27 protein-coding genes are annotated in these 25,688 nt (G+C 70.9%); 14 read left to right on the top strand and 13 right to left on the bottom strand.

Features of this window, described 5'->3' with window-relative positions:
* Positions 1-68 precede the first annotated feature (68 nt).
* Positions 69-1,274 (bottom strand): hypothetical protein, encoded by a 1,206-nt coding sequence (locus ACTWPV_RS14335; RefSeq protein WP_443152112.1) that lies wholly within the window; start codon positions 1,272-1,274, stop codon positions 69-71.
* Between the two features lie 77 nt (positions 1,275-1,351).
* Positions 1,352-2,269: a helix-turn-helix domain-containing protein gene (locus ACTWPV_RS14340; protein ID WP_443152113.1), complete on the bottom strand. Its 918-nt coding sequence runs from the start codon at positions 2,267-2,269 to the stop codon at positions 1,352-1,354.
* 213 nt (positions 2,270-2,482) lie between these two features.
* Between ACTWPV_RS14340 and ACTWPV_RS14345 the strand changes: the two genes are divergently transcribed.
* Together ACTWPV_RS14345 and ACTWPV_RS14350 are read left to right on the top strand one after the other, a co-directional pair.
* Positions 2,483-3,853 (top strand): MFS transporter, encoded by a 1,371-nt coding sequence (locus ACTWPV_RS14345; protein WP_443152114.1) that lies wholly within the window; start codon positions 2,483-2,485, stop codon positions 3,851-3,853.
* A gap of 57 nt (positions 3,854-3,910) precedes the next feature.
* Positions 3,911-5,065 (top strand): GDSL-type esterase/lipase family protein, encoded by a 1,155-nt coding sequence (locus tag ACTWPV_RS14350; RefSeq protein WP_443152446.1) that lies wholly within the window; start codon positions 3,911-3,913, stop codon positions 5,063-5,065.
* 171 nt (positions 5,066-5,236) lie between these two features.
* Here ACTWPV_RS14350 and ACTWPV_RS14355 read toward each other — a convergent pair whose 3' ends face one another.
* Both ACTWPV_RS14355 and ACTWPV_RS14360 read right to left on the bottom strand, forming a co-directional pair.
* A complete protein-coding gene (locus tag ACTWPV_RS14355; RefSeq protein WP_443152115.1) occupies positions 5,237-5,950 on the bottom strand; it encodes an HAD family hydrolase in 714 nt (237 codons plus the stop codon).
* Between the two features lie 50 nt (positions 5,951-6,000).
* Positions 6,001-6,900, bottom strand: a complete 900-nt coding sequence (locus ACTWPV_RS14360; RefSeq protein WP_443152116.1) for a LysR family transcriptional regulator — start codon at positions 6,898-6,900, stop codon at positions 6,001-6,003.
* An 85-nt stretch (positions 6,901-6,985) separates the two neighbouring features.
* Here ACTWPV_RS14360 and ACTWPV_RS14365 point away from each other — a divergent pair, with 85 nt between their 5' ends.
* Positions 6,986-7,657, top strand: a complete 672-nt coding sequence (locus ACTWPV_RS14365; protein WP_443152117.1) for a DUF6817 domain-containing protein — start codon at positions 6,986-6,988, stop codon at positions 7,655-7,657.
* A gap of 104 nt (positions 7,658-7,761) precedes the next feature.
* Here the strand turns inward: ACTWPV_RS14365 and ACTWPV_RS14370 are convergent, their stop codons facing one another.
* On the bottom strand, positions 7,762-8,262 hold the full coding sequence (locus ACTWPV_RS14370) for an Lrp/AsnC family transcriptional regulator (RefSeq protein WP_347645739.1): 501 nt from the start codon (positions 8,260-8,262) through the stop codon (positions 7,762-7,764).
* Between the two features lie 106 nt (positions 8,263-8,368).
* On the opposite strand from ACTWPV_RS14370, the gene ACTWPV_RS14375 reads away from it, so the two are divergent.
* The 6 genes from ACTWPV_RS14375 (at position 8,369) to ACTWPV_RS14400 (ending at position 14,387) form a co-directional block, all read left to right on the top strand.
* A complete protein-coding gene (locus ACTWPV_RS14375) occupies positions 8,369-9,577 on the top strand; it encodes an MFS transporter (RefSeq protein WP_443152118.1) in 1,209 nt (402 codons plus the stop codon).
* Positions 9,578-9,672: 95 nt separating this feature from the next.
* Positions 9,673-10,482 (top strand): S1C family serine protease, encoded by an 810-nt coding sequence (locus ACTWPV_RS14380; RefSeq protein WP_443152119.1) that lies wholly within the window; start codon positions 9,673-9,675, stop codon positions 10,480-10,482.
* A 25-nt stretch (positions 10,483-10,507) separates the two neighbouring features.
* A complete protein-coding gene (locus tag ACTWPV_RS14385; RefSeq protein WP_443152120.1) occupies positions 10,508-11,497 on the top strand; it encodes an AAA family ATPase in 990 nt (329 codons plus the stop codon).
* 3 nt (positions 11,498-11,500) lie between these two features.
* Complete coding sequence (locus tag ACTWPV_RS14390) at positions 11,501-12,385, top strand: DUF58 domain-containing protein (protein WP_443152121.1); 885 nt, start codon at positions 11,501-11,503, stop codon at positions 12,383-12,385.
* Positions 12,382-13,332, top strand: a complete 951-nt coding sequence (locus ACTWPV_RS14395; protein ID WP_443152122.1) for a VWA domain-containing protein — start codon at positions 12,382-12,384, stop codon at positions 13,330-13,332. The genes ACTWPV_RS14390 and ACTWPV_RS14395 overlap by 4 nt, the downstream gene beginning before the upstream one ends.
* Entirely contained in the window at positions 13,332-14,387 is a 1,056-nt protein-coding gene (locus ACTWPV_RS14400) for a vWA domain-containing protein (RefSeq protein WP_347645745.1), read from the top strand. The genes ACTWPV_RS14395 and ACTWPV_RS14400 overlap by 1 nt, the downstream gene beginning before the upstream one ends.
* 7 nt (positions 14,388-14,394) lie before the next feature.
* Here ACTWPV_RS14400 and ACTWPV_RS14405 read toward each other — a convergent pair whose 3' ends face one another.
* Positions 14,395-14,775, bottom strand: a complete 381-nt coding sequence (locus ACTWPV_RS14405) for an RNA-binding S4 domain-containing protein (protein ID WP_443152123.1) — start codon at positions 14,773-14,775, stop codon at positions 14,395-14,397.
* A 28-nt stretch (positions 14,776-14,803) separates the two neighbouring features.
* A complete protein-coding gene (locus ACTWPV_RS14410) occupies positions 14,804-15,487 on the bottom strand; it encodes a DUF899 domain-containing protein (RefSeq protein ID WP_443152124.1) in 684 nt (227 codons plus the stop codon).
* A gap of 202 nt (positions 15,488-15,689) precedes the next feature.
* Between ACTWPV_RS14410 and ACTWPV_RS14415 the strand changes: the two genes are divergently transcribed.
* Both ACTWPV_RS14415 and ACTWPV_RS14420 read left to right on the top strand, forming a co-directional pair.
* On the top strand, positions 15,690-17,108 hold the full coding sequence (locus ACTWPV_RS14415; protein WP_443152125.1) for an FAD-dependent oxidoreductase: 1,419 nt from the start codon (positions 15,690-15,692) through the stop codon (positions 17,106-17,108).
* The gene (locus ACTWPV_RS14420) at positions 17,105-18,436 is read left to right on the top strand and encodes an MFS transporter (RefSeq protein ID WP_443152126.1); all 1,332 of its coding nucleotides are present in this window, start codon (positions 17,105-17,107) and stop codon (positions 18,434-18,436) included. The genes ACTWPV_RS14415 and ACTWPV_RS14420 overlap by 4 nt, the downstream gene beginning before the upstream one ends.
* Here ACTWPV_RS14420 and ACTWPV_RS14425 read toward each other — a convergent pair.
* Positions 18,402-19,385, bottom strand: coding sequence for a sugar-binding transcriptional regulator (locus tag ACTWPV_RS14425; protein ID WP_443152127.1), 984 nt, complete (start codon positions 19,383-19,385; stop codon positions 18,402-18,404). The two genes, ACTWPV_RS14420 and ACTWPV_RS14425, sit on opposite strands and share 35 nt — an antisense overlap.
* A gap of 112 nt (positions 19,386-19,497) precedes the next feature.
* Between ACTWPV_RS14425 and ACTWPV_RS14430 the strand changes: the two genes are divergently transcribed.
* Positions 19,498-20,208, top strand: coding sequence for a TetR/AcrR family transcriptional regulator (locus tag ACTWPV_RS14430; protein WP_443152128.1), 711 nt, complete (start codon positions 19,498-19,500; stop codon positions 20,206-20,208).
* Between the two features lie 13 nt (positions 20,209-20,221).
* Here ACTWPV_RS14430 and ACTWPV_RS14435 read toward each other — a convergent pair whose 3' ends face one another.
* Complete coding sequence (locus tag ACTWPV_RS14435) at positions 20,222-21,085, bottom strand: NmrA family NAD(P)-binding protein (protein WP_443152129.1); 864 nt, start codon at positions 21,083-21,085, stop codon at positions 20,222-20,224.
* 65 nt (positions 21,086-21,150) lie between these two features.
* The gene (locus ACTWPV_RS14440) at positions 21,151-22,011 is read right to left on the bottom strand and encodes a helix-turn-helix transcriptional regulator (RefSeq protein ID WP_443152130.1); all 861 of its coding nucleotides are present in this window, start codon (positions 22,009-22,011) and stop codon (positions 21,151-21,153) included.
* 178 nt (positions 22,012-22,189) lie between these two features.
* On the opposite strand from ACTWPV_RS14440, the gene ACTWPV_RS14445 reads away from it, so the two are divergent.
* Positions 22,190-23,233: an alcohol dehydrogenase gene (locus tag ACTWPV_RS14445; RefSeq protein ID WP_443152131.1), complete on the top strand. Its 1,044-nt coding sequence runs from the start codon at positions 22,190-22,192 to the stop codon at positions 23,231-23,233.
* Positions 23,234-23,242: 9 nt separating this feature from the next.
* Positions 23,243-23,422 carry a hypothetical protein gene (locus ACTWPV_RS14450; RefSeq protein ID WP_443152132.1) on the top strand — a complete coding sequence of 60 codons (180 nt, stop codon included), beginning with the start codon at positions 23,243-23,245 and terminating at the stop codon, positions 23,420-23,422.
* A 106-nt stretch (positions 23,423-23,528) separates the two neighbouring features.
* Here the strand turns inward: ACTWPV_RS14450 and ACTWPV_RS14455 are convergent, their stop codons facing one another.
* The 3 genes from ACTWPV_RS14455 to ACTWPV_RS14465 are packed head-to-tail and all read right to left on the bottom strand — an operon-like array spanning position 23,529 to position 25,485.
* Complete coding sequence (locus ACTWPV_RS14455; protein ID WP_443152133.1) at positions 23,529-24,290, bottom strand: dienelactone hydrolase family protein; 762 nt, start codon at positions 24,288-24,290, stop codon at positions 23,529-23,531.
* Between the two features lie 47 nt (positions 24,291-24,337).
* On the bottom strand, positions 24,338-25,111 hold the full coding sequence (locus tag ACTWPV_RS14460) for a hypothetical protein (RefSeq protein WP_443152134.1): 774 nt from the start codon (positions 25,109-25,111) through the stop codon (positions 24,338-24,340).
* Complete coding sequence (locus ACTWPV_RS14465) at positions 25,111-25,485, bottom strand: peptidase inhibitor family I36 protein (protein ID WP_443152135.1); 375 nt, start codon at positions 25,483-25,485, stop codon at positions 25,111-25,113. Before ACTWPV_RS14465 ends, ACTWPV_RS14460 begins: the two co-directional genes overlap by 1 nt.
* Positions 25,486-25,688 lie beyond the last annotated feature (203 nt).

The raw sequence follows: 25,688 nt of genomic DNA on the forward strand, positions 1-25,688 counted from the left end.
GTTGATCCCCATGCGCGTAAGCCACCTCCGAAACCCTAGCCTTTCGTCAAGGCGTATGTCCGGACAAATCACCACTTAGGCACGAGGATGTCGCTCACTGGCTTGAGGAACCGGCGGCTCCACTCCCCGCCGAACTGCTCTTCATAGCCGGCCGACCGCGCCCACGCGCGAAGCGCCTCGCGACCGGCCTCGTCTCCGACCCGCTGCGCCTCATCAGCGGACAGCGGGGGCTGGCCTCGCCGCTCCCGCACGGTGTTCTCTTCATAGACGGCATCCTGGTACGCCCATCCGTATTCGCCCTCGTGCACCAGTTGCTCCCCGCGGGCGGCTGCCAGCTGCCTTCGCATCTCGTACGCCTTCACCTGCCCATCGACTTCCTCCTCGATGGCCGCCCTGATGTATTCTTCCCGCCCCATGCCGACCGGGTTCGGCTTGCCCTCGTTACGCGCATGGTTCACCTCGTGGACGAACGTCTCGGCGAGTTCTTCGGGTGTCTGGCCGGAAACGCCGATGAGCAACAGGTTCAGGTCGTCCTGGTAGGACCCGAGGACACCGTCGAGCCCGCCCGGCTTGTAGACCACGGTGACGCCGTGCTCCTTCACCCAGTCGAGGGCTTCCCTGCCCGCGGGCGTCTCGCGAAGCACCTCCTCGGTACGCCGCCGTGCCTCCTCGTCCGACCGCATCAGCCCGGCTCCGCCCATGTAGATTGCGATCGCCGGCTGGAGCACCGGAGCCGCGTACAGGGGGAGCAACGCATAGGCGAGCGCCCTGGCTCTGTGCAGGGTGTCGCGGACGACCGACGCCACGTGCTCGCCGAACTTCTTTCTCATCTGCGCCAGCGCGCGACGCGCTCCCGCGACCCGTGCCTGCCGGATGTACGCGCTGGCCGGACCGGCCGCGAGGGCGGCGAGCAGCGAGACCGCCAGGATCGCCACGGCATAGGTGACGTATGCCTTCCACATCACCCGGAGGATCACGATCGTCAACGTCCCGAGGCCGGTGAGCAACGCGCCCTGGCTTGCCCCCGTAAGCCGGTGTCCCGGCCCGTTCTCGCCCTCCCAGTGGGCCTGGAATGCCGCGACGTCGCCGCCCTTGTTGACCGTCCACGCGTGCCGCGCGGCCGACTCGGTCTCGGCGGAAGCCGTACGCAGTCCGAGGCCGAGGTCGATCCACGCACGAGCGGACCTGATGCGTTGCTCTTCGTCCGGCGAGCCGAGCGGCGCCACATCTTTCACGAGATTATGCACATTTACCAGATGCGGCGGGAGTTCCACGATCTCAATCCTCACAACGGGCCCTGGCCGCAGCCGACTGCCCATGGCCGGGCGGAAGGGTCCGCATAGTAGCCGATCTACCTTGCGGTCGTCGACACGGGCCGGCTGCCCGGCGCAGGTCCGAGGTCAGACGGGACGGTGCTCGTCCGGCGCCTCACGGCCAGTGGTGGCGCCAGGTGGCGCAGAGCGGCCTGGGACGGCGAACCGATGACGGCGGTGAAGACGTCCAGGCGCAGGGGCTGGTCGTCCGGCAGGGGCAGCAACTCGCCGTGCAACTCGATGAGCCCTGCCTCCGGATGCTCCAGCCGGTAGACGCGGGAGGTCACCCCGGCGACGTGCTGGGCGTTCCAGAGCGAGTCGAACTCGGCGCTGGCCTCGCGCATCTGCCTGATGTGGGACGTCAGCGCGGCGTCGTCGGGATAGCGCGCGACCAGCGTGCGCAAGTGCGCGACCGCATCCCGGGCGACCCGGGGCAGATGATCGCCGTACATGCGCCGGAAGTCCGGGTCCAGGAAGAGGAAGTGGCTCATGGTACGACGGTCCCGAGGAATGGCCGCGAAGTCGGCGAACACGGCGGCGCCGAGCCGGTTCCAGGCCAGCACGGTGGTGTCGATGTCGAGGACGAGCGCCGGGATGTTGTCCAGCGAGGCAAGAAGCTGGCGTAGTCCCTGGCGGATCAAGGGCGTCTCCCGGGGCGGGGCGGGTGCGGGGCTGAAGCCGGGGTGGACGCGGCGGTGCAGGTACAGGCGTTCGTCCTCGGTCAGGCGGAGGGCGCGGGCGATCGCGTCGAGCACGGCGGCCGACACGTTCTGGGTGTTCCCCTGCTCCAGCCGTGTGTAGTGGGCGACGCTCACCCCGGCGAGCGCGGCCAGCTCCTCGCGGCGCAACCCGGGCACGCGCCGCCGCTCGCCCGACTCGGGCAGGCCGACGTCCGTTGGCCTCAGCCGGGCCCGCCGCGACCGCATGAACGCCGCGAGCTCCTTGTCTTTCCGCATGTGCGGACATGTTAGCGAGGAAGGTGGTCAATCTTTGCGTAGGCAGGACTGAGGGCTGGATGGGGGGCCTGGGGTGCTCAAGGCTGGTGCCGGGCGGACCAAAGGCCGTCCACGAACCTTGGAGGAACGCCGATGACCTCACCATCGATCCTTTCCGAGCGTGCGCCCGATGCCACAGGCGCGGCTCAGCGCCGCCGCAACAGGCTGATCCTCATGCTGCCGGCGCTTGGCAGCATCATCACCGCGATCGACAACAACATCGTCTATGTCGCGCTCCCGGCGATCGGGCACGAGCTGGGTTTCTCGGCGCAGACGCTGCAGTGGGTGGTCAGCGCCTATGCCGTGATCTACGGCGGCTTCCTGCTGTTGGGCGGGCGGATGTCCGACCTGCTCGGACGGCGCCGCATGTTCCTGCTCGGGCTCGGGCTGTTCGCGGTCGCCTCACTGGTGGGCGGGCTGGCCAACGCACCAGAGCTGCTGATCGCCGCCCGTGCCGTGCAGGGCCTGGGCGGCGCCGTGCTGTTCCCGGCCACGCTGGCGCTGGTGACATCCGGTTTCACCGAGGGGAGCGAGCGCAACCGGGCGCTGTCGGTGTGGGCGGGCGCCGGGGCATCGGGCCTGGTGCTCGGTTCCCTGCTGGGCGGGGTGCTGACCCAGACGTTCGGCTGGGAGGCGGTCTTCTACGTCAACGTGCCGATCGCCGTCGCCGGCATCGTGCTGGCGTTGCTGCTGCTGCCGGTCGACGAACGCCGCCGGGAACGCGCCCGCGTCGACTATCCGGGCGCGCTGTCTGCGACCGGCGGCGTGACCTTGCTGGTGCTGGCCCTCGTCCAAGGGCCGGAGATCGGCTGGGGATCGCCGGCCATCCTCTCCGCCGCCATTGTCGGCGTGCTGCTGCTGGCCGCCTTCGTCGTGATCCAGGCGCGGACCGATGAGCCGCTGATGCCGCCGCGGCTGCTGCGCCACCGCAACCTGGCCGTCGGTGTCCTTCTGACGTTCGCCTTCGCGGCCACTTTCCTGCCCCAGCTGTACTTCGCGACCGTCTACTTCCAGTCGGTGCACGGCTACGACGCGCTGCGGACCGGGGCGGCCTTCCTGGTGCCGATGGCCGGAGCCATGGTGGGCTCCTCCCAGGGGGCGCGGCTGACCGCGCGTCTCGGAAACCGGCGGACCCTGCTGCTCGGGCTGGCGCTGGGCACGGCCGGGGCGGCCTGGTTCGGCCTGGCCATGTCGGTGACCGGGACCTACCTGGCGGTGGCGGCCGGGCTGCTGCTGGTCGGGCTGGGCCAGGGCACGGTCTACAGTGCCGTGTTCGCCGCCGCCTCGGTCGGGGTTCCCGGGCACGACCAGGGTGTGGCGTCCGGGATGGCTTCCACCGGGCTCCAGGTGGGCAGCGCGGTGGGGCTGGCCGTCCTGGTGGCGCTGGCGAACGCCGGCAGGGACGGATTGGCGGGGCAGGCACTCCGTGTGGCCATCACAGACGGGCTGCGTACTGCCGTGTTCATCGCCGCTGCCGGAATGGCGGCGTCCATGCTGATCGCGCTCGGTTTCCGCGAAGAAGGAGCCCGCCGCGTCACGGCGTAGGCCGGACGCGTTCCTTTCGCACGAGATGACCAAACGAAAGCAGAGGAGAGCAGCGTGATGTCCCAGAGCGGTAGTGCTGCGGCGCTGGAGTGGGTGGCGGCCTTTCGATCCGGGGTGATCAGCCCTTTTGAGCAGATCCAGCTGGCGCCGCCACGCGGTTTCCGCGACCAGACGGTGCGGCAGACGCTGGTGCCGGCCGGAGGCGGCGAGCATGTGCGCGTCCGGTTGACCAACCGCTATGGTCGCGTGCCGCTGACGCTCGGCGCAGTACGCGTCGCGCTGCGCGAGACCAGCGATGAGATCGTGCCGGAGACCGAACGTGAGGTGCGGTTCGGAGGTGTCGGTGAGGTGTCGATCCCGCCGGGCGGCGACGTGGTCAGCGATCCGGTGGACCTGCCCGTCGAGGCGGGCACCCCGTTGTCGCTGAGCCTGTACCTGCCGGGCGAGACGGCGCTCGCCACGTTCTCCCATCAGCCGATGGAGATGGCGTACGTGGCAGAGGGCGACCAGGTGAGCGCCCCGGCGCTGCCCGAGGCCGAAGAGATCGCAGCCCGCTTCTACGTCTCTGGTCTGGACGTGCTGGCACCGGAGGGCACGGCGATCGCGGTGGCGTTCGGTGACTCCTGGTTCGAGGGAGTGGGCACCACGATGGGCGCCAACCGACGGTCGGTGGACGCGCTGAACGCCCGACTGGAGCGCGGCTGGGTGGTCAACCAGGGCATCGCGGGCAACAGGCTGCTGGTCGACGAGGTCGGCGAGCACGCCTTGGCACGTCTGGAGCGCGATGCTCTGTCGGTGCCGGGAGTAACCCATGTGCTGCTGTGCTTCGGCATCAACGACCTGGGCCTGCCGGGCATGGCCGGGCAGGCCGCTGCTGCGGCCGAAGACCTGATCGCCGGGTTCACCGAGCTGGCCCGGCGCGTCCGCGGCAGGGGGTTGACGAGCCTGGTCAGCACCATCGGCCCGTTCGCCGGGGCGACCTATCCAGGGATCAGCACGCCGGAGGGGCTGGCCGCGCGCCGGCGAGTGAACCAGTGGATCCGGACCGGCGGCGTGTTCGACGGGATCTTCGATGTCGCGCACGCCGTACAGGATCCGGCGAATCCAGACTTCATCCGGCCGGACTTCGACAGCGGGGACGGCATGCACCTCAACGACGCCGGCGCGCGCGCCATGGCCGAGGCGGTGGACCTGGCTACGCTGCTCCTGTGACCGGTGTCAGAGGAGACAGCCCGGTGCGAGCGCGTGGTCGGTGAGGACGTCCACCTGGAGCGCCGGTCGGCGACATCCCCCGTGCTCCCTGCTTCCCAGGCGGGTGGTTAAGCGCCTGGCCCGGGGTCCCATCCGGTGTGATCGGCTCTGGCAGGAATGGGGTTTCGCTCGTTACCCATACGCAAGGATCCGGTGCGGCAAGGCAAAGATCGAGGACAGGCGTGCGGTGTCCGGAACTCCTTTCTCGCGATGCTGCGGATCGATGAGGAACGATCGAATGCCGAATTGTGTGGGGCCGTGGTAATCCGCGAGATAGCTGTCTCCGACGAAGACGGCTTCACTGGCGTCGATCTTCAAGGTTCGAAGGGCGGTGGCGTAGATTTCGGTGTGCGGTTTGCGCCAGCCAACCTGCAGTGATGTGATCACGGCGTCAAAGAGGTGGCTGATGCCCATGGTTTCCAGATGGCTTGCGATGAGGTAGGGGTCTTGGGTGTTGCTGACGATGGCCAGCTTGTGGCGGATAGCCAGGCTGTCCACCAACGCATCGAGACCGGGCAGGTGGTAGACGCCTCGATCCCACTCCAACAGATAGGTCTCGATCAGCAGATCCACTTCAGCGGTCACGGAATCTCGTTTGAGGACCTCATTCAGAAAGACCTTGCCGATGTCCGTCATACCATATTCGCGATGATCGATTTCGCTGAGCTTGTTGAACTGCTGGGTAACCTTCGACCAAGTCGTAAGGAATTCCTGATATGATATGGACGCGCCAAACGATTGCAGGACGCGATAAGATTGCCGGAAATCTTGCGGAGCAGGAGAAGTTCCGACAAGGGTCCCGAAGAAATCGAAGAGCAAGGCTTTGGGCGCAGCGTCACTGATCACCAGGCTATCGTAGTTGCCGGATCGACCGTGATGATTTCGTGCCACTGAAGCTATTCCGACGGCTTCGCGCAACTGTCGGCGACGATATCGGCGAAGGCCCTGGCGAGCGGAGGAAGCGCGTCCCAACGGCGTACCGCCCAGCCGACGGACAGAGGCTGCAGCGCCGAAATGGGGATGAGCCGCAGCGCCGTACGGTCGCCGGAGGCAAGCAAGTTCGGCAGGGCGGGTACGACGGCGTGGCCCAGTCCGAGTTCGGCCAGCAACAGGGCCGTGTCCCAATCGGCCACGCTCGTGTCCGAGCCGACGTTGACGCCCAGCTTGGCGAAGGCGGTGTCCAACTGAGCGCCGGAAGCGGAGTCCGGCGGCAGCCGGATGAAACGGATGCCCGTGAGGTCCGCCACGTCGATGCAGGACCGGGTGGCAAGCGGGTCATCGAGCCGTGCGGCGAGCATCCAGGGCAGATCGAGGACGGCCCGTTGCTCGACGCCACGCACCGGTCCGCCGATGGTGATCCAGGCCAGGTCGAGATCGCTGGACAGGAGGGCGTCGAAGCATCTGCGGCTGGAGGTCTCGGTCTGAAATTCCAGGCTCACTTTGGGGTAGCGTCGGCGGAAGGAGACGATCGCCCCGGCCATGAAGTGCCGTACGGTGGTGCCGCCGGTCGTGATCCGCACGGAGCCGTTCGTGCCGTTCACAAGGTCTCCGAGGTGGCGCAGCGCAAGATCGAGTCCCGCGATCCCACCGGCGGCTGCGTCGCACAGGATGCGTCCGGCCTGCGTGGGCACGACCCCGCGAGGTCGGCGCTCCAGCAGGCTCACGCCGGTCTCCCGCTCCAGCCGCTTGACGTGCTGGCTCACTGCCGACTGTGTACGGGACAGGTCCCTGGCCACGGCGCTCAGGCTCCCCGCCTGGCACACGGCTACGAACACGCGCAGGTCATCCAGAGTCACGTCCCCCAAGCTATACCTTCGCTATAGCGAGCAATGCCAAGGATTGACTAGGCCTTCACGCGTCTCGAAGATTGGTGGCGGGCTCATGCGGCAGCTCGTCCGGCGTTTGCCCGAGGATCCGGACTCGCCGGGGTGCGCCCGGGCAGATGCCGGCCGATCAAGTTCCCGAAAGGAACACCAAAACATGCTTTCTCCGTCCGCCGCGGCTGTCACCTTCCTGCGCCAGTTCGGCGCCGACGACATCGCCCATCCGGGCGGCACCCTCCTGGCTCATCTCGAGCGTGTGCGGACCCAGCTCGTTACCTGGAATGCCCGCCCCGCGCTCCAGCTCGCAGGCCTGTGCCACGCGTTCTACGGCACCGACGGCTTCCCCAGGGCGCTGCTGCCACTCGACCGCCGCGCGGACCTCGTAGCGATGATCGGCACCGAGGCCGAGGCCATCGTGTACCTTTACGCCTCATGTGGCCGGAAGGCCACCTACCCAACCCTCGCGCAGCCCGACGGTGCTTTCCATGATCGGTTCACCGGCCGGGTTCACACCCCGGGCCCGCAGGCGCGCCGGGACTTCGCCGAGCTGTCCGCCGCCAACGAACTCGACATCGCGCGCGCCGACTCCGCCTTTCGGGAGAGATGGGGCCCCGAACTGCTCACCTTGTTCACGCGGGTGCGCGACTTGCTCAGCGACGAGGCCTGGCTCGACTGCCGCACCCTTCTCGCCGCGCCCGCCCCTGACGAACGAGCTCAGCGCACGATCTGAACGTCCGTTCGGAATAGCCTTGCATGTGGGTTGGTCTTGTCTCCTCCATATCGGCTGTGGCGCATGTCGGCGCGTTACTCGATGTGGGCCGTGACAAGCGGGCGTCACGCGCGAGCGCCCGGGTGGGGGCGCGTCCACCCTTCCGAGGCGGTCACCTGGCGACCCCGCGGGGGTGCGGGTTCGACGGGGCGGCCCTCGTACGGTGTCGAGAGCACGACGTGGGAGTTCATCTCGCCGTGCTCGCCGAGCCGTTCGAGCAGCCCCTCCAGGTGCGGCATCGAGGCGACCCGCACCTTGAGCATCGTGCACCAGTTGCCGCTCAGCTTGTGCACCTCGGTGACCTCGGGCAGGTCCTCGGCGGCCGTGGTCTTGAGCAGGCAGCGGCCGTGCGCGCAGCGCATCTGGACGAAGGCCGTCAGGGGCTGCCCGGCGCGGGACGGGTCGATGCGCGCCTGGTAGCCGGTGATCACTCCTGACTCCTCGAGCCGGCGTACGCGTTCCGCCACGGCGGGTGCGGAGAGGTTGACGCGCTGGGCGAGCTTGTTGAAGGAGAGCCGGCCGTCCCGCTGGAGTTCGCCGATGATGCGCCAGTCCGTCCGATCCATCTGCAAAGCCTCGCATGCCTGATTCCTTATGAACCAGTGGTCCATGGCGTCGAACTCCGGTGTTTGCCCATTCACCGGCGGGTTCGGCGTTCCTATCGTGAAGGCCATGGTTGTTGAGGTGCGGGCGGGCGGCGTGACCCGCAGGCGGCCGATGGCGGCACTGTGCTCGGGGACCGCCCTGATGAACGCGGCGATGGCGGTCGCGAGCGCGGCGGGCACGCTGGTCGCGGGGGACCGGCTCGGAGCGGGCTGGGCCGGCGTGCCGGTTACGGCGGGCATCGTCGGGACCGGTGCGGGGGCGCTGGTGCTGACCCGGCTGACGGACCGGGCGGGCCGGCGCGCGGCCCTGGTGACCGGCTACGTCGCGGCGGCGGCAGGAGCCTGCCTGGCGGTCGCCGGGGTCGTGGCGGGCGACATGATCGGCCTGACCGCCGGGATGCTCCTGCTCGGGCTGGGCAACGCCGGGGCGCAGCTGTCACGGTACGCCGCCGCGGAGCTGCATCCGGCGGCGCGGCGGGGGTTCGCCATCGGGGTCGTGGTGTGGTCGGCCGCCATCGGAGCGGTCGGTGGCCCGCTGCTGCTCGACGTGTCCGGTGACACGGCCGCCGCGATGGGGTTCACGTCGCTGGCGGGCCCCTTCCTGCTGGCGTCGCTCGCCTGCGCCGCGGCCGCGCTCGCCTCCGTCGCGGCGCCCTCGCGGCCGGGTCGCCGCGACGGCGCACGGCCCTCGCGGGCGCGGGAGGCCATCGCGCCGCGCGTGTCCCTGCGGGCGCTCGCCCGTACGCCGGCCGCGCGGTCCGCGCTGGTCGTCATGGTGTCGGCGCAGGTCGTGATGGTCGCGGTGATGACGGCCGCGCCGCTGGAGATGCACCTGCACGGCGACGGGCTCGGGGCGGTCGGGGCCACGCTGTCCGCGCACACGCTGGGCATGTTCGCGCTGTCGCCGGTGACGGGCCGCCTGTTCGACCGTTTCGGAGCCCGGCCGGTGATGCTCGGCGGGCTGCTCCTGCTGGCCTTCTCGGCGGGGACGGCCGCCTTCGCTCCGGTACGTCCCGTGGGGTTGTTCCTGCTGGGCTACGCCTGGAACCTGTGTTTCGTCGGCGGCAGCGGCCGGCTCGCCCGGGACCTGCCCGATGCCGAACGGCTGCACGTCGAGGGCGCTGTCGACGCCGCCGTCTGGACCGTCGCGGCGGTTGCCGGACTCCTGTCCACCGTGATCATGTCGGCGGGCGGGTACGGTGCTCTCACCGTGACGACCTGCGCCATCGCCGTCCTGGCGACGTTCGCCCAGGTCCGCCTGCGAGGGAGCGGCTGAAGCCGGCCGCGTACGGGTGGCGCGGGGGCGGGTTCTCATGGAGTTCTCAGGCGGACTTTGTAGCACTTTCGCCTGAAATTTATGACTATGGGGCGATGGAGCGCGTGCCGCAGGAGGCCGGTGCGGCCGAGGCTCAGCAAGCTCGAAGAGCCGTGGCCGGAAAGGCTCGGCGGATGGTCATCGGGGGCGGCGTCCTCGTCGTCGTGGCGCTGCTGGCGTACTGGATGGGGAGCGGTGGCGGGCACGGCGAAGGAGCCGCGCCCAGGCCGAGCCCGACACCGACGCCCAGCGCGACGCTCGCGGCGCCGGACGTCTTCAAGAGAGTCGGGCCCTCCGTGGTGGTCATCCAGGCAGGGAAGTCGCTCGGCACCGGGGTGATCGCGGCCGACGACGGGACGATCCTGACCGCGCACCACGTCGTCAAAGGTACGAAGGACGTCAACCTGACGTTCGCCGACGGCACCAAGGCCAGGGCCGTGGTCGCGTCGTCGAACCCCAAGAAGGACGTCGCGACGCTCAAGCCCGCGAAGTTGCCGGAGATCGTCGTCCCGGCGACGCTCGGCGGGGGCGTGGCCGTGGGCGCGCCCGTCGTGGCGATCGGCAACCCGCTGGGCCTCACGTACAGCGTCTCCACCGGCGTCGTGTCGGGCCTCAACCGCAGCGCCACCCGGAACGCGGAGGAGGGCGACCTGAGCGGGCTCATCCAGTTCGACGCAGCCGTCAACCCGGGCAGCTCCGGCGGCCCGCTCCTCGACGCGCGCGGCCTGGTCATCGGGATCGTCGTCTCGATCGCCGACCCGGGAGGCGACGAGGCGTTCGCCGGCATCGCGTTCGCGGTGCCGATCGGCGTGGCCCTGGGCGGCACCGAAGGCGACGGCCCGCCGGGCGACGGGCCCCAGATCTGACCGAAGCCTCATGACAAGGAAGCCCATGACCTCGACCAAGCCCTCCTCGTCGGCCCACCCGCTCGAACACGTGCTGTTCGAGGTCAAACGGACGATCGTCGGGCAGGACGTCCTGCTGGAGCGCATGGCCGTCGCGCTGGTCGCCGACGGTCACCTGCTCGTCGAGGGCGTGCCGGGCCTGGCCAAGACGCTCGCGGTGCGGTCGCTGGCCGCGGCGATCGCCGGGAGTTTCCAGCGCGTCCAGTTCACCCCCGACCTGGTGCCCGCCGACCTCGTGGGCACGCGGGTCTACCACCAGCACTCAGGGGAGTTCAAGACCGAACTCGGCCCGGTGTTCGCCAACCTGCTGCTGGCCGACGAGATCAACCGCGCCCCCGCCAAGGTGCAGAGCGCCCTGCTGGAGGTGATGCAGGAACACCAGGTCACGATCGGCCGCGAGACCTTCCGGGTGCCCGAGCCGTTCCTCGTCATGGCGACGGAGAACCCGATCGAGTCGGAGGGCACGTACCCGCTGCCCGAAGCGCAGGTCGACCGGTTCATGATGAAGGTGGTCGTCGACTATCCGACGCAGGCCGAAGAGCAGGCGATCGTCGACCGGGCGCTGCGCCCGCCGGAGCCGCCGCAGGCGACGGTGACGGCCGACGACCTGGTCGCGATGCGGGCCCGCGCCCAGGAGGTGTACGTCGATCCGTCCATCGTCGACTACGCGGTCCGGCTGGTCTCCGTGACCCGTTCCCCCGCGACCGCCGGGCTCGGCGAGCTGGAACGGTACGTCACCTACGGGGCCAGCCCGCGGGCGTCCATCGCCCTCGTCACGGGCGCCCGGGCGCTGGCGTTCCTGCGCGGCCGCGACTACGTCCTGCCGCACGACCTGGCAGAGCTCGCGCTCGACGTGCTGCGCCACCGCCTCGTCCTGTCGTACGAGGCCCTCGCGGACGACGTGGACGCCGACACGATCATCACCAGGGTGCTCGGCGCCGTCCGGACCCCCGACGTCGTCCTGCAGAACCGCTGAGCCATGGCCACCGCCCCCGACAGGCTCCTGCTCCGCCTGGAGTGGAAGGTCGTCCGCAGGCTCGACGGCCGGCTCCAGGGCGCCCACCGCACCACGTACCGCGGCTCCGGGATCGACTTCACCGGGCTGCGCGCCTACGCCGACGGCGACGACGCCCGGCACATCGACTGGAACGTGACCGCGCGGCTGGACGAGCCACACGTACGCGTGTTCACCGAGGACCGCGAGCTGACGGTGTGGCTCGTGCTCGACCGGTCGGCGTCGATGGCGGCGGGCCGGCCGGGACGCGGCAAGCACGACGTGCTCGCCGAGCTCGCGCTCGTCCTGACCCGGCTGTTCGGCCGGGGCGGCAACCGCGTCGGCGCCCTGCTGTTCGACACCGGGATGGTGCGCGTCGTGCCGCCGGGCACCTCCCGGCGGCACGCGCTGCGGATCGGTGCCGAGCTGGAACGCACCTCAGGGACCCGCGGCGGCAGCACCACCGACCTGGCCGAGATGCTCGACGCGGCCGGACGGCTCGCCCGCCGCCGCGCCCTCGTCGTCGTGCTGTCGGACTTCATCGGCGACGGCGACTGGGAACGCTCGCTCCAGCGCCTGGCCCGCCGGCACGAGGTGGTCGCCCTGCGGATCGTCGACACCGCCGACGACGTGCTGCCAGAAGCCGGGCTGATCGTGGTCGAGGACGCCGAGACGGGCGAGCAGCTCGTCGTCGACTCCGCCGACCCGCTGCTGCGCGTACGGTTCCGCGAGGCCGTGGACGACCGCGACGCCCGGCTCGCGGCGGGCATGCGCCGGGCCGGGGTGCCCGTGCACCGTGTCGACACCGACCGCGATCTGGCCGAGGCGCTCGTCGAGGTCGTCGCCCGGACCCGGGAGCGGTCGACATGACCCTGTCCTCCCCGCTGCTGCTGGTCACCGGGCTGCTCGTGACGGCGGCGCTCGCCTGGGCCGCCGTCGTCTCGGCGCGCCGGCGTGCGGCGGCCCTCGCCGCGGCAGGGGTCGCCGTGACGGGCGGCCGGCGGGCGTACCTCGGAGCCGGGTTGACGATCGCCGGCGTCGGCGTGCTCGCGATCGCCACCGCAGGACCGGCGGCCATGGTGCCGGTGCCGCGGACCGCGGGCACCGTCGTCCTCGCCATCGACGTCTCCAACAGCATGGGCGCCGGCGACGTCGCGCCCAACCGGCTGGCGGCCGCGCAGCGGGCGGCCCGCGCGTTCGTGGCGGCGCAGCCCGACAGCGTCGACATCGGCGTCGTCGCGTTCGAACGGGGCGCGCTCACCACCGCACGGCCCGACGCCGACCACTCCGTCGCGCTCAAGGCCATCGACCGGCTGAGACTCACCGGCGGCACCTCGCTGGGCACGGCCATCACGGCGGCGCTGTCGGCGATCACCGGCAGGCAGGTGGCCGTCGGCCGCGACGGCGAGACGCCCGACATCGGCTACTGGCCGTCGGCGACGATCGTGATGTTCTCCGACGGCCAGAACCAGGGCGGCGACGTCGAACGGGCCGCCGAAGTGGCCCAGCGGGCGGGCGTGCACATCCACACCGTCGGGGTCGGGACCGCGGCCGGGGCGACGGTGAAGGTCGACGGTTACCACCTGCAGACCTCGCTGGAGGAGGAACCCCTCACCGTGATCGCGCATACCACCGGCGGCGCCTACCATCCCGCCTCCGACACAGCGCGGCTCGACGGGATCGCCGACACGATCGATCTTCGGCTCACCGTCTCCGACGAGCCGCTGCCCCTCGCCGGCGGGCTGATCGGGCTCGCCCTCGTGCTGCTCACCGCGGGAGCGGCGCTCACGGTGCTCCGGTCAGGACGGGTGATCTGATGATGTTCTCGTGGCCGTGGGCGCTGCTGTCCGTACTGATCATCCCGCTGATCTTCGCCATTCGCTGGTGGGCGCGGCGACGCCGGCGGCGGGCCGCCGTGCGGGTCACCTCGATCGCGCTCGTCCGCAGCGCCCTGCCCGGCCGTACCCGCTGGACGCGGAAGATTCCGGCGGCGCTGTTCGTCGCCGGGCTCGTGCTGCTCGTGGTCGGCGCCGCGCGGCCGCAGGCGTCGGTGCCGGTGCCGCAGACGTCGGCGACGATCCTGCTCGCGCTCGACACCTCAGGGTCCATGTGCTCCACGGACGTCGACCCCAACCGCATCACCGCCGCGAAGAAGGCCGCCGCGGAGTTCATCGAGTCGCAGCGGGGCGGGCCGCGCATCGGCCTGGTCACCTTCGCCGGCAGCGCGGGCCTGCTCGTGCCGCCGACCGACGACACGGAATCGCTGGTGGAGGCGCTCGACGGCCTCACCGTGGGCCGCGGCACCGCGATCGGGCAGGCCATGCTGACCTCGATCGACGCGATCGCGGAGGTCGACCCGTCGGTCGCCCCCACCGGAGCGAGCCCGCCCGGCGGCGGGTCCGGCTACGCCGGCGCCGCGATCGTCGTGCTCACCGACGGCGCCAACACCCAGGGCGTCGACCCGCAGACCGCCGCCCAGGAGGCGGCGCTGCGCCGCGTCCGCGTCTTCCCCATCGGCTTCGGCAGCACCGACCCGGCCCCGATGGTCTGCGAGAACTCGCAGTTCGACGGCCGCGGCTGGGGCAGCTGGGGTGGCTTCGGCGGGCGCGGCGGATTCGACAGGGGCCGCAACATCCGCATGATCGACGAACCCGCGCTCAGGCGGATCGCCGAGACCACCGGCGGCACCTACCACCGCGCCGAGAACGCCGACCAGCTCCAGGACGCCCTCGACGCCCTGCCCGGCACCTTCACCGTCGTCACCCAGCGGGTCGACACGGCCGCCGCCTTCGCCGCCGGCGGCGCCGTGCTCGTCACCGCGGCCCTGTCCCTCTCCCTCTGGTGGAACCGCCCCCGCCCCCTGACCCGCTGACCCGGTTTCACTCCCGGCGGCCGAGGAGCTTCTCGATGCTGCGGCGCTCGCGTTTGGTGGGGCGGCCCGCGCCACGAGCGCGTACGGCCACCGTCACGGTCTCCTCGCGGGGAGGCGGCGGAGGGCTCTTGTCGACGTAGCACTCGGCTGCCACGGGGGCGCCGACGCGCTTGGTGATGATCCGGGAGACGACCACGATGCGTTCGCGCCCCTCGTGCCGCAGCCGGATCTCGTCACCGACCCGCACGGCGTGCGCGGGCTTGACCCGCACCCCGTTGACCCGGACGTGACCGCCCCGGCAGGCGTCGGACGCGATCGAGCGCGTCCTGGTCAGCCGCACGGACCAGATCCAGCTGTCCACCCGGGCACTCACCTGCTCGCCTGCCATCCCGACACTCTACTGAGTGCGCGCGGTCTCAGGCGGGGCCGTAGCGGGCGGCGATGTCCTGGGAGCTGGGCCAGCCGCTGTAGGTGGGCGACTGGGGCCAGCCGTCGGGCGAGTCCTGCCACTCCTCCTGCCGCCCGTACGGCAGCACGTCGATCAGCGCGAACGTGTGGGTGAGCTGCTCGATGCCCCGGCCGCTGGTGTGCCAGGTGCGGTAGACGGTGTCGCCGTCGCGCAGGAACACGTTGAGGGCGAAGCCTTCGCCTGGCCCCGCTCCGACGTCGGCGCCGAACGGGCTGTTGGCGGTGGAGTACCAGGGCATCGCGTTGCCGACCCGCCGCTTGTAGGCGAGGGCTTCGTCGATGGGGCCCTGGGTGACGACGACGAACCGGGCATCGTAGCTGTCCAGGAACTCCGTACGGGTGAACTGCGAGGAGAAGCCCGTGCAGCCGGCGCACTGCCATTCCTCGCCCGGGAACCACATGTGGTTGTAGACGATCAGCTGCCGCTTGCCGTCGAAGACGTCCGCCAGCCGGAGCGGTCCGTCCTCTCCTTCGAGGACGTAGCCGGGCATCTCCACCATGGGCAGGCGGCGGCGCTGGGCGGCGATGGCGTCGAGTTCCCTGGTCGCGGCCTTCTCCCGGGCACGCAGCGCGTCGAGCTCTCGCTGCCAGGTGCCGGCGTCGACGACGGGTGGGAGCGCGTTGGTTTTCATGGTCCCTCACTTCGTGGGCATGGTTGTCCGTTTCAGGGATAGACCTGCCCCGGGCGCGGAACTCATCGCCGGACGGGGGCAATCAGCTGTGCAGCATGCGTGCAAAACGTGCGTTGTGCACGTTCGTGCAGATCCGTTGACCATCCGTTCAAGCGCAGGTCACAGTGGCGCGACACCCCGAGCACCGGAACAAGGAGTGCCTGTGACCACCCTCCACTACACGCGCCACATCCCGATCAGCGATCCCACCGACGTCCTCGTCGTGGGTGGCGGGCCCGCGGGCCTCGCGGCCGCGATCGCGGCCGCGCGGGCCGGAGCGTCCGTACGGATCGTCGAACGGTTCGGCTTCCTCGGCGGCAACCTGACCGCCGGGCTGGTCGGCCCGTGCATGACGTCGTTCTCGCTGGACGGGAGCACGCAGCTGATCCGCGGCGTCTTCGACGAGTTCGTCCGCAGGATGGAGGCCGCCGGTGGAGCGGTCCACCCCTCGCGCACCAGGGCGGGCAGCCAGTATTCCGGGTTCATGGTGTTCGGGCACGAAGCCGTCACGCCGTTCGACCCCGAGGTCGCCAAGCAGGTGGCGATGGAGATGTGCCTGGAGGCCGGGGTCGAGCTGCTGCTGCACAGCTTCGTCGCCGACACCGTGGTGGCGGACGGGCGGGTCACCGGCGTCGTCGTCGCGAACAAGAGCGGCCTGGCCGTGGTGCCCGCCACGGTCACCGTGGACTGCTCGGGCGACGGCGACGTCGCGGCACGCGGGGGCGCCGCCTACGCGTACGGGCGGGAGGGGGACGGCGAGGTGCAGCCGATGACGGTGTTCTTCCGGGTGTCGAACGTCGACGACGCCAAGGTCCAGGCCTACCAGGACGCGCACCCTGACGAGCTGTTCCCCTTCCAGGGCGTCGTCGAACGCGCCCGGCGGGAGGGCCGGTTCCCGATCCCGCGCCGCGGGGTCCAGATGTTCAAGACGCTGGAGCCGGGCGTCTGGCGGGTCAACACGACGAGGGTGCTCGGCATGAACGGCACCGACGTCGGCGACCTGACCCGCGCCGAGGTGCTCGGCCGGCGGCAGGTGAGGCAGCTGATGGCGTTCTTCCACGAGAACCTGCCAGGCCTGGAGCAGGCCAAGCTGCTCGACACCGCCGCCACGGTCGGCGTGCGCGAGAGCAGACGTATCGTGGGGGAATACGTCCTGACTTTGGAGGATCTCGTCGACGGGAGGCATTTCGACGACGTCATCGCCGTGGCCGGCTACCCGGTCGACATCCACAGCCCGGTCAGCGGCGACGGGCCGTTCGAGGACGGCATCCCGCCGACCGCCAACATCTACGAGATCCCGTTCCGCAGCCTGCTCCCGGCGGAGCTCGACGGCGTGCTCGTGGCCGGCCGGTGCATCTCCGCGACCCACGAGGCGCTGGCCGCGGTGCGCGTGATGCCGCCGTCGTTCGCGATGGGCGAGGCCGCCGGGCTCGGCGCGGCGATGGCGGTCGCCGCCGGCGTCGCGCCGCGGCGGGTCGACGTGCCGGAGCTCCAGCAGCGGCTGCTCGACCAGGGCGCCTACCTCGGCCCGCGCGCCGAGCGGCTCCCGGCCGCGAGCGGCCGGTCGGGAGGCGGGCGATGATCCGCCGGGTGGTCTCCGCGAGCACGATCGGGACCGCGCTCGAATGGTACGACTTCATGTTGTACGGCACCGCCGCCGCGCTCGTGTTCGGCAAGGTGTTCTTCCCCGAAGGCGACCCGCTCGCGGCGACGCTGGCCTCGCTCGGCACGTTCGCGGTCGGCTTCTTCGCCCGTCCCATCGGCGGCCTGCTCTTCGGCCACCTCGGCGACCGTCACGGACGCCGGTTCGTGCTCGTCGTGACGTTGACGGTGATGGCCGTCTCCTCGACGGCGATCGGCCTGATCCCCGACTACGGTTCGATCGGCGTCGCCGCCCCGGTGCTGCTGGTCCTGCTGCGGGTGACGCAGGGGCTCGGCGCCGGCGCCGAGTACGCGGGCGGCGCGCTGATGGCCGCCGAGCACGCGCCTCCGGGCCGTCGCGGGCTGTTCGCCGCGATCCCGCCCACGGGCAACGCGCTCGGCGTCATCCTCGCCGCCCTGGTGTTCACCCCGTTCACGTGGCTGCCCGAGGACGCGTTCCTCAGCTGGGGCTGGCGCGTGCCGTTCCTCGTCAGCATCCTGATCCTGCCCGTCGGCCTCTACATCAGGTCACGGGTCGACGAGACGCCGGCGTTCACGGAGACCGTCGAGGCCGGCGACCGGAGCAGAGCGCCCCTCGTCGCGGTGTTGCGGGAGGCGCCGGGCTCGCTGCTGAAGAGCTTCCTGGTCAGCGTCGGGCCGAACGTCGCGACGTACATACCGAGCGTCTACGCGCTGTCGTACGTGACCGAGAACGTCGGCCTGGCGGCGGCGGTCGCCACCGGCGGCCTGCTCGTGGCCAACACGATCAAGCTCGTCACCCTGCCGCTGTCCGGCGCGCTGTCCGACCGGTTCGGGCGCAAGCCGGTGTTCATCGCCGGGGCCACGCTGTGCTCTGTCGCCGCGTTCCCGTTCTTCTGGTTGCTCGACACCGGGAACACGATGCTGGTCTGGCTCGCCATGGTCGTCGTGCTGACGTTCGCGAACGACCTGATGCTGGGCTCGCAGGCGTCGATGTTGCCGGAGCAGTTCCCGACCAGGATGCGGTTCACCGGAGTGGCGGCGGGCCGGGAGCTGGCCGCCGCCGCGGCGGGCGGCACCCTGCCGTTCATCGCGGCCTTCCTGACCGCGCGCACGCAGGGCACGTGGGCGATCTCAGCGCTGATGGTCGTCATGTGCGCCATCGCGATCGCCGGCGCGCTCGGGGTCAGGGACGGCCGCAGCATGCCCTTCCACGGCAGGGACGAGGAGGCGGGCGACGGCACGCCGGCCGCCGTCAGGCATACCGCTCCAACAGAACGTGGGCGGTGATCTCGTCGACGACGAGCTCGGTGACGTAACCGCCGGTGAGGGCCGCGTGCAGGGCGTCGACCTTGTGGTCGCCCGACACCGCGCAGATGCGGTGCTTCACCTGGCGGAACTGGTCGAGGTCGGGTCCGCTCGTCCTGGCGTTGAACCTGACGTCGTCGTGTGACCCGTCAGGCCGGTAGAACGAGGTGGCGATGTCGCCCACGGCGCCGTCCTCCGCGAGCGAGGCGAAGTCGGCCTCGTCGAGGAAATAGCCGCTCAGGTAGGGGCTGCTGGGCATCCCGCCGGTCACGGTGCCCAGGCTGAACAGCGCCGCGTCGGCGCTCTGCTGCAGCTCGACGACCCAGCGCACGCTCCGCTCGCGCAGCAGCAGCTCCTTGGTGTGCGGCGAGTCGAAGAACAGCGGCACGGGAAACTGCTGGACGTAGGCGCCGAACGCCGCCCCGAACGCGGACAACATGGCGCCCGCGTAGTGAGTGCCCGTCGTCCGGGCGTTGCCGAGACCGTTCAGCTGCACGATCTGGCAGTTGGTGGTCTCCTTGGGCACCAGGCAGCGGCTGATCGCGTTGACCATCGTGCCCCACGAAACGGCGATGATCATGTCGGAGTCGAAGACCGAGGTGAGCAGCCGGGCCGTGTGGACGGCGCACCGTTCGAGCCGCTCCACCGTCGACGCGGTCGTGGGCACCGGCACCACGTGCGCCTGCACGTCATAGCGGCCGGTGAGCTCCGCCTCGCTCCGCGTCGACCGGGTGCGGGGCGGCATCACGCGGATCTCGACCAGGCCCACGTCGCGCGCGTAGGCGAGCAACCTGGACACGGTCGAGCGTGACGCGCCGAGCTCCCTGGCGATCGTGTCCATCGTCACGCCGTGCAGGTAGTACTTTCGCGCCGCCCACAGCGCGTCCTCCACGCGGTGGTCGACCGACGGGCGTTCACCTTCGACGGACATACGGCCTTCCTACAGGGGCAGGCCGCCGGTCGGCAAACGTCGCTCCAGGTGGGAGGGCGCACGCCGAGCAGCGCTGAACCATCGATACTTTCCGAGCGGTATCGTTGCCCCCATGTCGAGGAGCTCCCCGCCGGAGGGGCGAGAGCTGACCCGCCAGCGGGTGGTCGAGGCGGCGGCCGGCCTCCTGGCCCGCGAGGGGCGCGAGGCGGTCACCACCCGCGCGGTCGCGGCGGCGGCCGGCGTGCAGCCCCCCGCGATCTACCGCCACTTCGCCGACATGGACGGCCTGCTCGACGCGGTGGCCGAGCACGGCTACGCCAGGTTCGTCGAGGACAAGCGGGCCATCCCCGCCCCCGACGACCCGGTCGAGGACCTGCGGGCGGGCTGGGACCTCGCCGTCGAGTTCGGGCTCACCAACCCGGCGCTCTACGCCATGATGTACGGCGAACCCCGGCGCGGCAGCGACTCGCCCGCGCACAGGGCCGGCATGGAGCTGCTCCTCGGGCGCATCCGCCGCATCGCCGCCGCGGGCAGGCTCCGCGTCGACGAGGCGCTGGCCGCCGCCGTCATCCACGCCACCGCCCGCGGGGCCGTGCTCACCTGGCTGTCGCTGCCCGAGGACCGGCGCGACCGGGCCCTGCTGACCGCCATGCGCGAGTCCATGGTCACCGCCGTCACCACGGAGAAGCCGGCCGTACGCGACCCGGGCCCCGCAGGCGCGGCCCGGGCGCTGCGCGCCGCGCTGCCGCAGCAGAGCACGCTCAGCGAGGCGGAGCAGCACCTCCTCTGCGAGTGGCTCGACCGCCTGGCGGCCGGCGGGTAGGTCCCCGTGCCGCTCAGGCGCCCGGCAGGTGCTTGCGCACGACGGAGCTCAGCGGGGTGGGTTCGTGGCCCAGCAGGCCGGCCAGGGCCGGGTCGACGGTGGCGAACTCGCCGGCGCGGGCGGCGACGAAGATGTCGATCAGATGGCCCGCGTACTCGTCGGGCACGCCGTGCTCCGTCAGCTGCCGCCGGAACGCGTCGTCGGGTGCGACGGCCCTGGTGACGGCGCGGCCGGACACGTCCCCGGCGATGCCGGCGATGTCGTCGAAGGTGAGCGCCCGCGCCGCGGTGAGCGGGGGAGTGGGGCCGTCGATGCGGCCCTCGTCGGCCAGCACGGCGGCGGCCGCGTCGGCGAGGTCCTCGTGGGCGGTCCAGCTGACCGGCCCGTCGGCGGGGAGCACGATCTGGTCGGAGCGCATGGCCTGGCTGAGGAACCGCACCGCGCTGGCGGCGTAGAAGCCGTTGCGCAGCGAGGTGAACGGCACGCCGCACGCGCGCAGTGCCTCCTCGGTCGCGGCGTGGTCGCGGCAGGCCTGGAAGCGCGAGGAGGCGCCGGCGGCCATGTGGCTGGTGTAGAGGACGCGGCGGGCGCCCGCCGCGACGGCCGCGCCGATTGCGGCGCGGTGCCCTCGTACGGCCTCGTCGCCCAACGCGTCGATCGAGACGATCAGCACCTGGGTGGCGCCCTCGAAGGCGTGGGCGAGGCTGCCAGGGTCGGCGAAGTCGCCGTGCCGCACGCGTACGCCCTGGTCGGCGAAGGCTCGGGCCTTGCCGGGGTCGCGGACGCTGACACCGACCTGGGCGGCGGGGACGCGGGTGAGCAGCCGCTCGACGATCTGGCGCCCGAGCAGTCCGGTGGCGCCGGTCACGATGATCATGTCGCACTCCAGTGATCCGTTCCGATGGAAACGGATAAAGCTTATCACTGGTAATATCGATGGAATCAATAGTTCGTATCGCTGATATCGGCAGGGGTGGACAAGCTGCTCAGCAGGCGAAGCGCGTCGGCGGTGGCGGAGCCGGGCTCGACGTTGTAGACGCACAACGTCTGGTCGGGATCACCGGGAGGCTGGAAGGACTCGTACGAGAAGCAGAGCTCCCCGACCGTTGGGTGGTAGTAGCGCTTGGTGCCGTAGGTGCGGCGCAGGACACGGTGGTCGTTCCACCAGGTGGTGAACTCGGGGCAGCGCAGGGTGAGCTCGCCCACGAGATCGGCCAGCCGCCGGTCGTTCGGATAGCGGCCCGCCTCGAAACGCAGCATGGCGACGGTCTCGGCGGCGATCTGCGCCCAGTCACCCACGCGGTCGCGGGCGACCGGATCGAGCAGGTAGTAGCGGGCGAGATTGCGCTGCGTGGCCGGCAGAGCCTCGAAGTCGGTCAGCACCTCGCGCGCCAGCCGGTTCGCGGCCAGGATGTCGGTACGCCGCCCGGCCACGAACGCGGGCACGTGCTCCAGCGTCTGCAGCATGAGATACAGGCCCGGCCGCACCCGCTGCGGAGCCGACGGCGCGCGGCGCGCGGACGCGGGCCGCGCCAGCAGGTCGACGAGGTGCTCGCGTTCGGCCGGGTCCAGCCGCAGGGCGCGCGCGAGAGCCTCGACGACCTCCGGGGACGGCGTACCGGCTCGGCCCTGTTCGAGCCGGGTGTAATACTCGGTGCTCATCCCGGCGAGGCGGGCGACCTCGTCGCGGCGCAGCCCCGGCACCCGCCGGGCACGACCGTCCTCCGGCAACCCCGCCCGCTCGGGGCTGATCCCGGCGCGCCGGGAGCGCAGGAAGCCGGCCAGTTCGCTCCTTCTGTCCATAGCACCATTGTCCTTTCGCGGCCCGGAGAACATCCGCGCCCGGGTGGCCCTGTCCGTACCTGCCTCCCGGGTACCAGCCCGCTCAGGGCCTGGTCAGAGCCGTCTCCGAGGGCTGCCGCGTGGTGTGCTGGGTATGGGCCCGATGGGGTCCGGTCCAGCCTTTCCGAAGGGGTTCATCATGTCCACGGAGACTTACGCCAAGCCGCTGACCGTACGAGCCGCCCAGGTCACCGAACCCGGCGGCGGGTTCAGCGTGGTCGAGCGCGAGCTGCCCGAGCCGCAGCCGGGCCACGTACGGCTCACGGTCGAGGCCTGCGGCGTCTGCCGGTCCGACGCGGGGTTCGTCAACGCGGGCTTCCCCAACGTGACCTTCCCGCTGGTGACCGGGCACGAGATCGCCGGACGCGTCGAAGCGCTCGGCGACGGCGTCGACAACTGGAACGTCGGCGACCGGGTGGCCGTCGGCTGGTTCGGCGGCAACTGCGGCACCTGCCCGGCCTGCCGCCGGGGCGACTTCATCCACTGCGTCCGCATGCAGGTCCCCGGCTGGGCGTACCCGGGCGGCTACGCCGAGGCCGTGGTCGTACCCGTGTCCGCGCTGGCCCGCATTCCCGACGAGCTGGGCGCCGCCGAAGCCGCCCCCATGGGCTGCGCAGGCGTGACCACGTTCAACGCGCTGCGCCACAGCGCGGCAGGGCCAGGCGACCTCGTCGCCGTACTCGGCCTGGGCGGGCTCGGCCACCTCGGCGTGCAGTTCGCCAGCAAGCTCGGATTCGAGACCGTGGCCGTCGCGCGGGGCGCCTCCAAGGCCGAGGCGGCCAAGAACTTCGGCGCCCACCACTACATCGACAGCAACGCCGGCGATGTCGCCGGGCAACTGCAGGCCCTGGGCGGGGCGAAGGTCGTGCTCGCCACCGCGGCCAGCTCCGAGGCCATGAGCGCCGTCATCGACGGGCTCGGCGACAACGGCGAACTCATCGTGCTCGGCGCCACCCCCGAACCCATCCAGGTCAGCCCGTTCCAGCTCATCTCATCCAGCAGAACCATCCACGGCCACCCGTCCGGCACGGCCCGCGACGTCGAGGAAACCCTGCACTTCGCCGCCCTGACCGGCGTCCGCGCCATGATCGAAACCCGCCCTCTGGACGACGTCGCGGCCGCCTACGACCGCATGATGTCCGGCGAGGCCCGCTACCGCATGGTCCTCACCACCGGCAAGTAACCCGGTCCTGTGGGGGAGCGGCAAGCCGACTACGAGGACCTGTTGCGCGCCCGCCGGGAACTCGAAGCCGGCCGCCTGGGTGAGGCGATCACCAGCCGCAACCGCGGCGAACGCGAGATGATGACGTACGACAGCAAGGAAGCCCTGTACGCCGACCTTGACCTCCCAGCCCCCGGCGAGCGGCTCTGATCACGTCTCGATCCGGGTGCTGGAGATCAACACCTGAAAGGCAGCGGGAACGTCCTGAGGGACGTGCGAGCCGGATGGCCGGTACGGGCGGAGCGCTGCGTCAGCCTTACCTGGTGAACGGGTAGCGGCGAGGGTACTGGCGATCGGCGACGTGCCGGTCGAAGAAGGACAGGGTTCGCTGCCAGGCGTCGTCCGCCGCCGGGCGTACGAGACCGTGACGGAGCGGGAACAGCGCGAGGCTCGCGATCGGGTGGTGGCCGTCGGTCATGAAAGAGTGACCGGCCTCGGGGTAGATCGTGACATCGTGGTCGACGCCGAGTGCCCGCAGGTGCTCTCGCAACCGTTCGCCGTGTGAGCGGAAGCCCCTGTCACGGCCGCCGTAGGAGGCCACGACCGGGCAGATCGAGGCCAGTTCCTCCTTGCGGCGTGGCACCGCGCCGTAGTTCACCGCCGCCGCCCGCACGCCGGGTGGCGCGCCGGCTGCGTAGGCCAGGGCGAAGCCCGCGCCCATGCAGAACCCGATCACGCCGAGCCTGCCGCCGTCGACCTCTTCGCGGCCCGCCAGCCATCGCCGGGCCGCGTCGATGTCGGCGGTGGGCCCGTCGAGCCGTCCCGTCGCGAGCTGGTGCATGACCCGGGCCAGGCACCTGACTGTGGAGCCGTGGCTGTAGAGGTCGGGCAGGACCGCCACGTACCCGTGTTCGCCGAACCGTTCTGCCACCTCCAGCATGTCCGGTTCGACGCCGTAGATCTCGTGCACGACCACGACTCCTGGCCATCCTTGCGCGGGTGCGGCCCCTTCCGGCATCGCCACCGCCGCTGCCAGTGAACTGCCGTCCGCCAGCGGGATGCGCACGTTCTGCGTCATGGGACTCCTGTGATCGAATGAGGCTTCGGACGAGGTGACGTTCCCGCTCACGTTCGTACCTTCTCGCTCCTGCGGGCCGTGAGCTGCTCGGCGTTGCGCAACAGGCGGTCCCGGGCCTGCTTCAACGCGGTGAGCTTCGCCGGAAAGCGGTCGACCAGCTCCTTCTGGAACCGGGTCTCGGCCGCGGACCTGACGGTGACGTAGCCGGTGGTCCGCTTGCACCGGACGTCGCTGACCGCGGCCGCGCGTTCCCTGGGGGAACTCGCGGCGGAGTCGAGCCGCCACGCCGGATCCTGCAAGGCCGCGAGCGGGTCGGGGTAGGTGAATCCATGCGTTCTCATGCACCTGCTCCACGCCCGGGTCACCGTCACGACGGCCGGGTCGCTCTCGGAACGCACGACCGACTGGGCGTTCAGCGCCGACAGCCACGCGAAATCCGCTTCCGGGACCCCGCCCCACAGCCGCTCTTCTGCCTCGTGCGCGCACGCATGGTCGGCTGCGGGGGTCGACGACGGGCGCACGAGCGGGCCGGGCACGTGGTAGCCGTGGCGTTCGGCATCGCCGACGTCCGTGATGCCGTACCGGCGCATGTTCCGCTCCAGCCGCACGCCGTGAGCCGGTGTCGAGCGTCGGCCCGCGGCCTCCGCGTCCTGCGCGGCTTCCGCACAGGAGTCTCGTGCGGCCTGTATCGCCACCGCGTCAGACGGGGTCAGCAGGTAGCCGTCGAAGGGCAGGGCGAAGCCCGGCGTTGGGGCGCTGCGCGAGAGAACCATCAAGGCGAGCGCGCCCAGAACGACGCCGGGCCACCGCTTGACCGCCACTAGCAATTGAACCTGACCGAGCTGGCCCGGTTGTCGCCGATCCCTTCGCGGCTGAGATTCGGCCGCTCCTGCCCCTTGAGGATGAACGTCGTGGCCGCGCCCGAATAGCCGGGATGCTGGTAGAGGGTGACCACGCAGTTGGTGTAGTTCTTGACCGAGCTGGCCTCGTTGTCCATTCCGTCGCTGGTGGCCCTGCCCTCGCGGTCGAGCCAGACGTTGTTCCGGAAATCCTGGTCGGAGGCGTAGAAGTTTCTCCAGTGATCGGTGTTCCCGGTGTTGTAGTTCGTGTTCTCATACAGGCAGAACGCCGTGTTCGCGCAGCTTCCGCCGGGACCGGCGCTGGCCGGCGCCGGGCCCGTCACAGCGAGGGTCACCGTCGCGGCGGCGGCTCCCAGGATTACCCTGCTCCAGTTCCGAAGTGACACGTTTCCCCCAAGGTTGGCATGCGTAGGTGCTTCGCGATCGTCAATGCGGCGGCTGGCTCGATGCGTCGAGGGCGGCGGCCTGGACGGTCCCACCGGACAGCGTGCCGACGGTGATCAGCCCTCATTCTCTGAGGAGGATCGGGAGAAGTCGT

It is taken from the genome of Nonomuraea sp. KM88 (assembly GCF_052245635.1).
Classification (GTDB): Bacteria; Actinomycetota; Actinomycetes; order Streptosporangiales; family Streptosporangiaceae; genus Nonomuraea.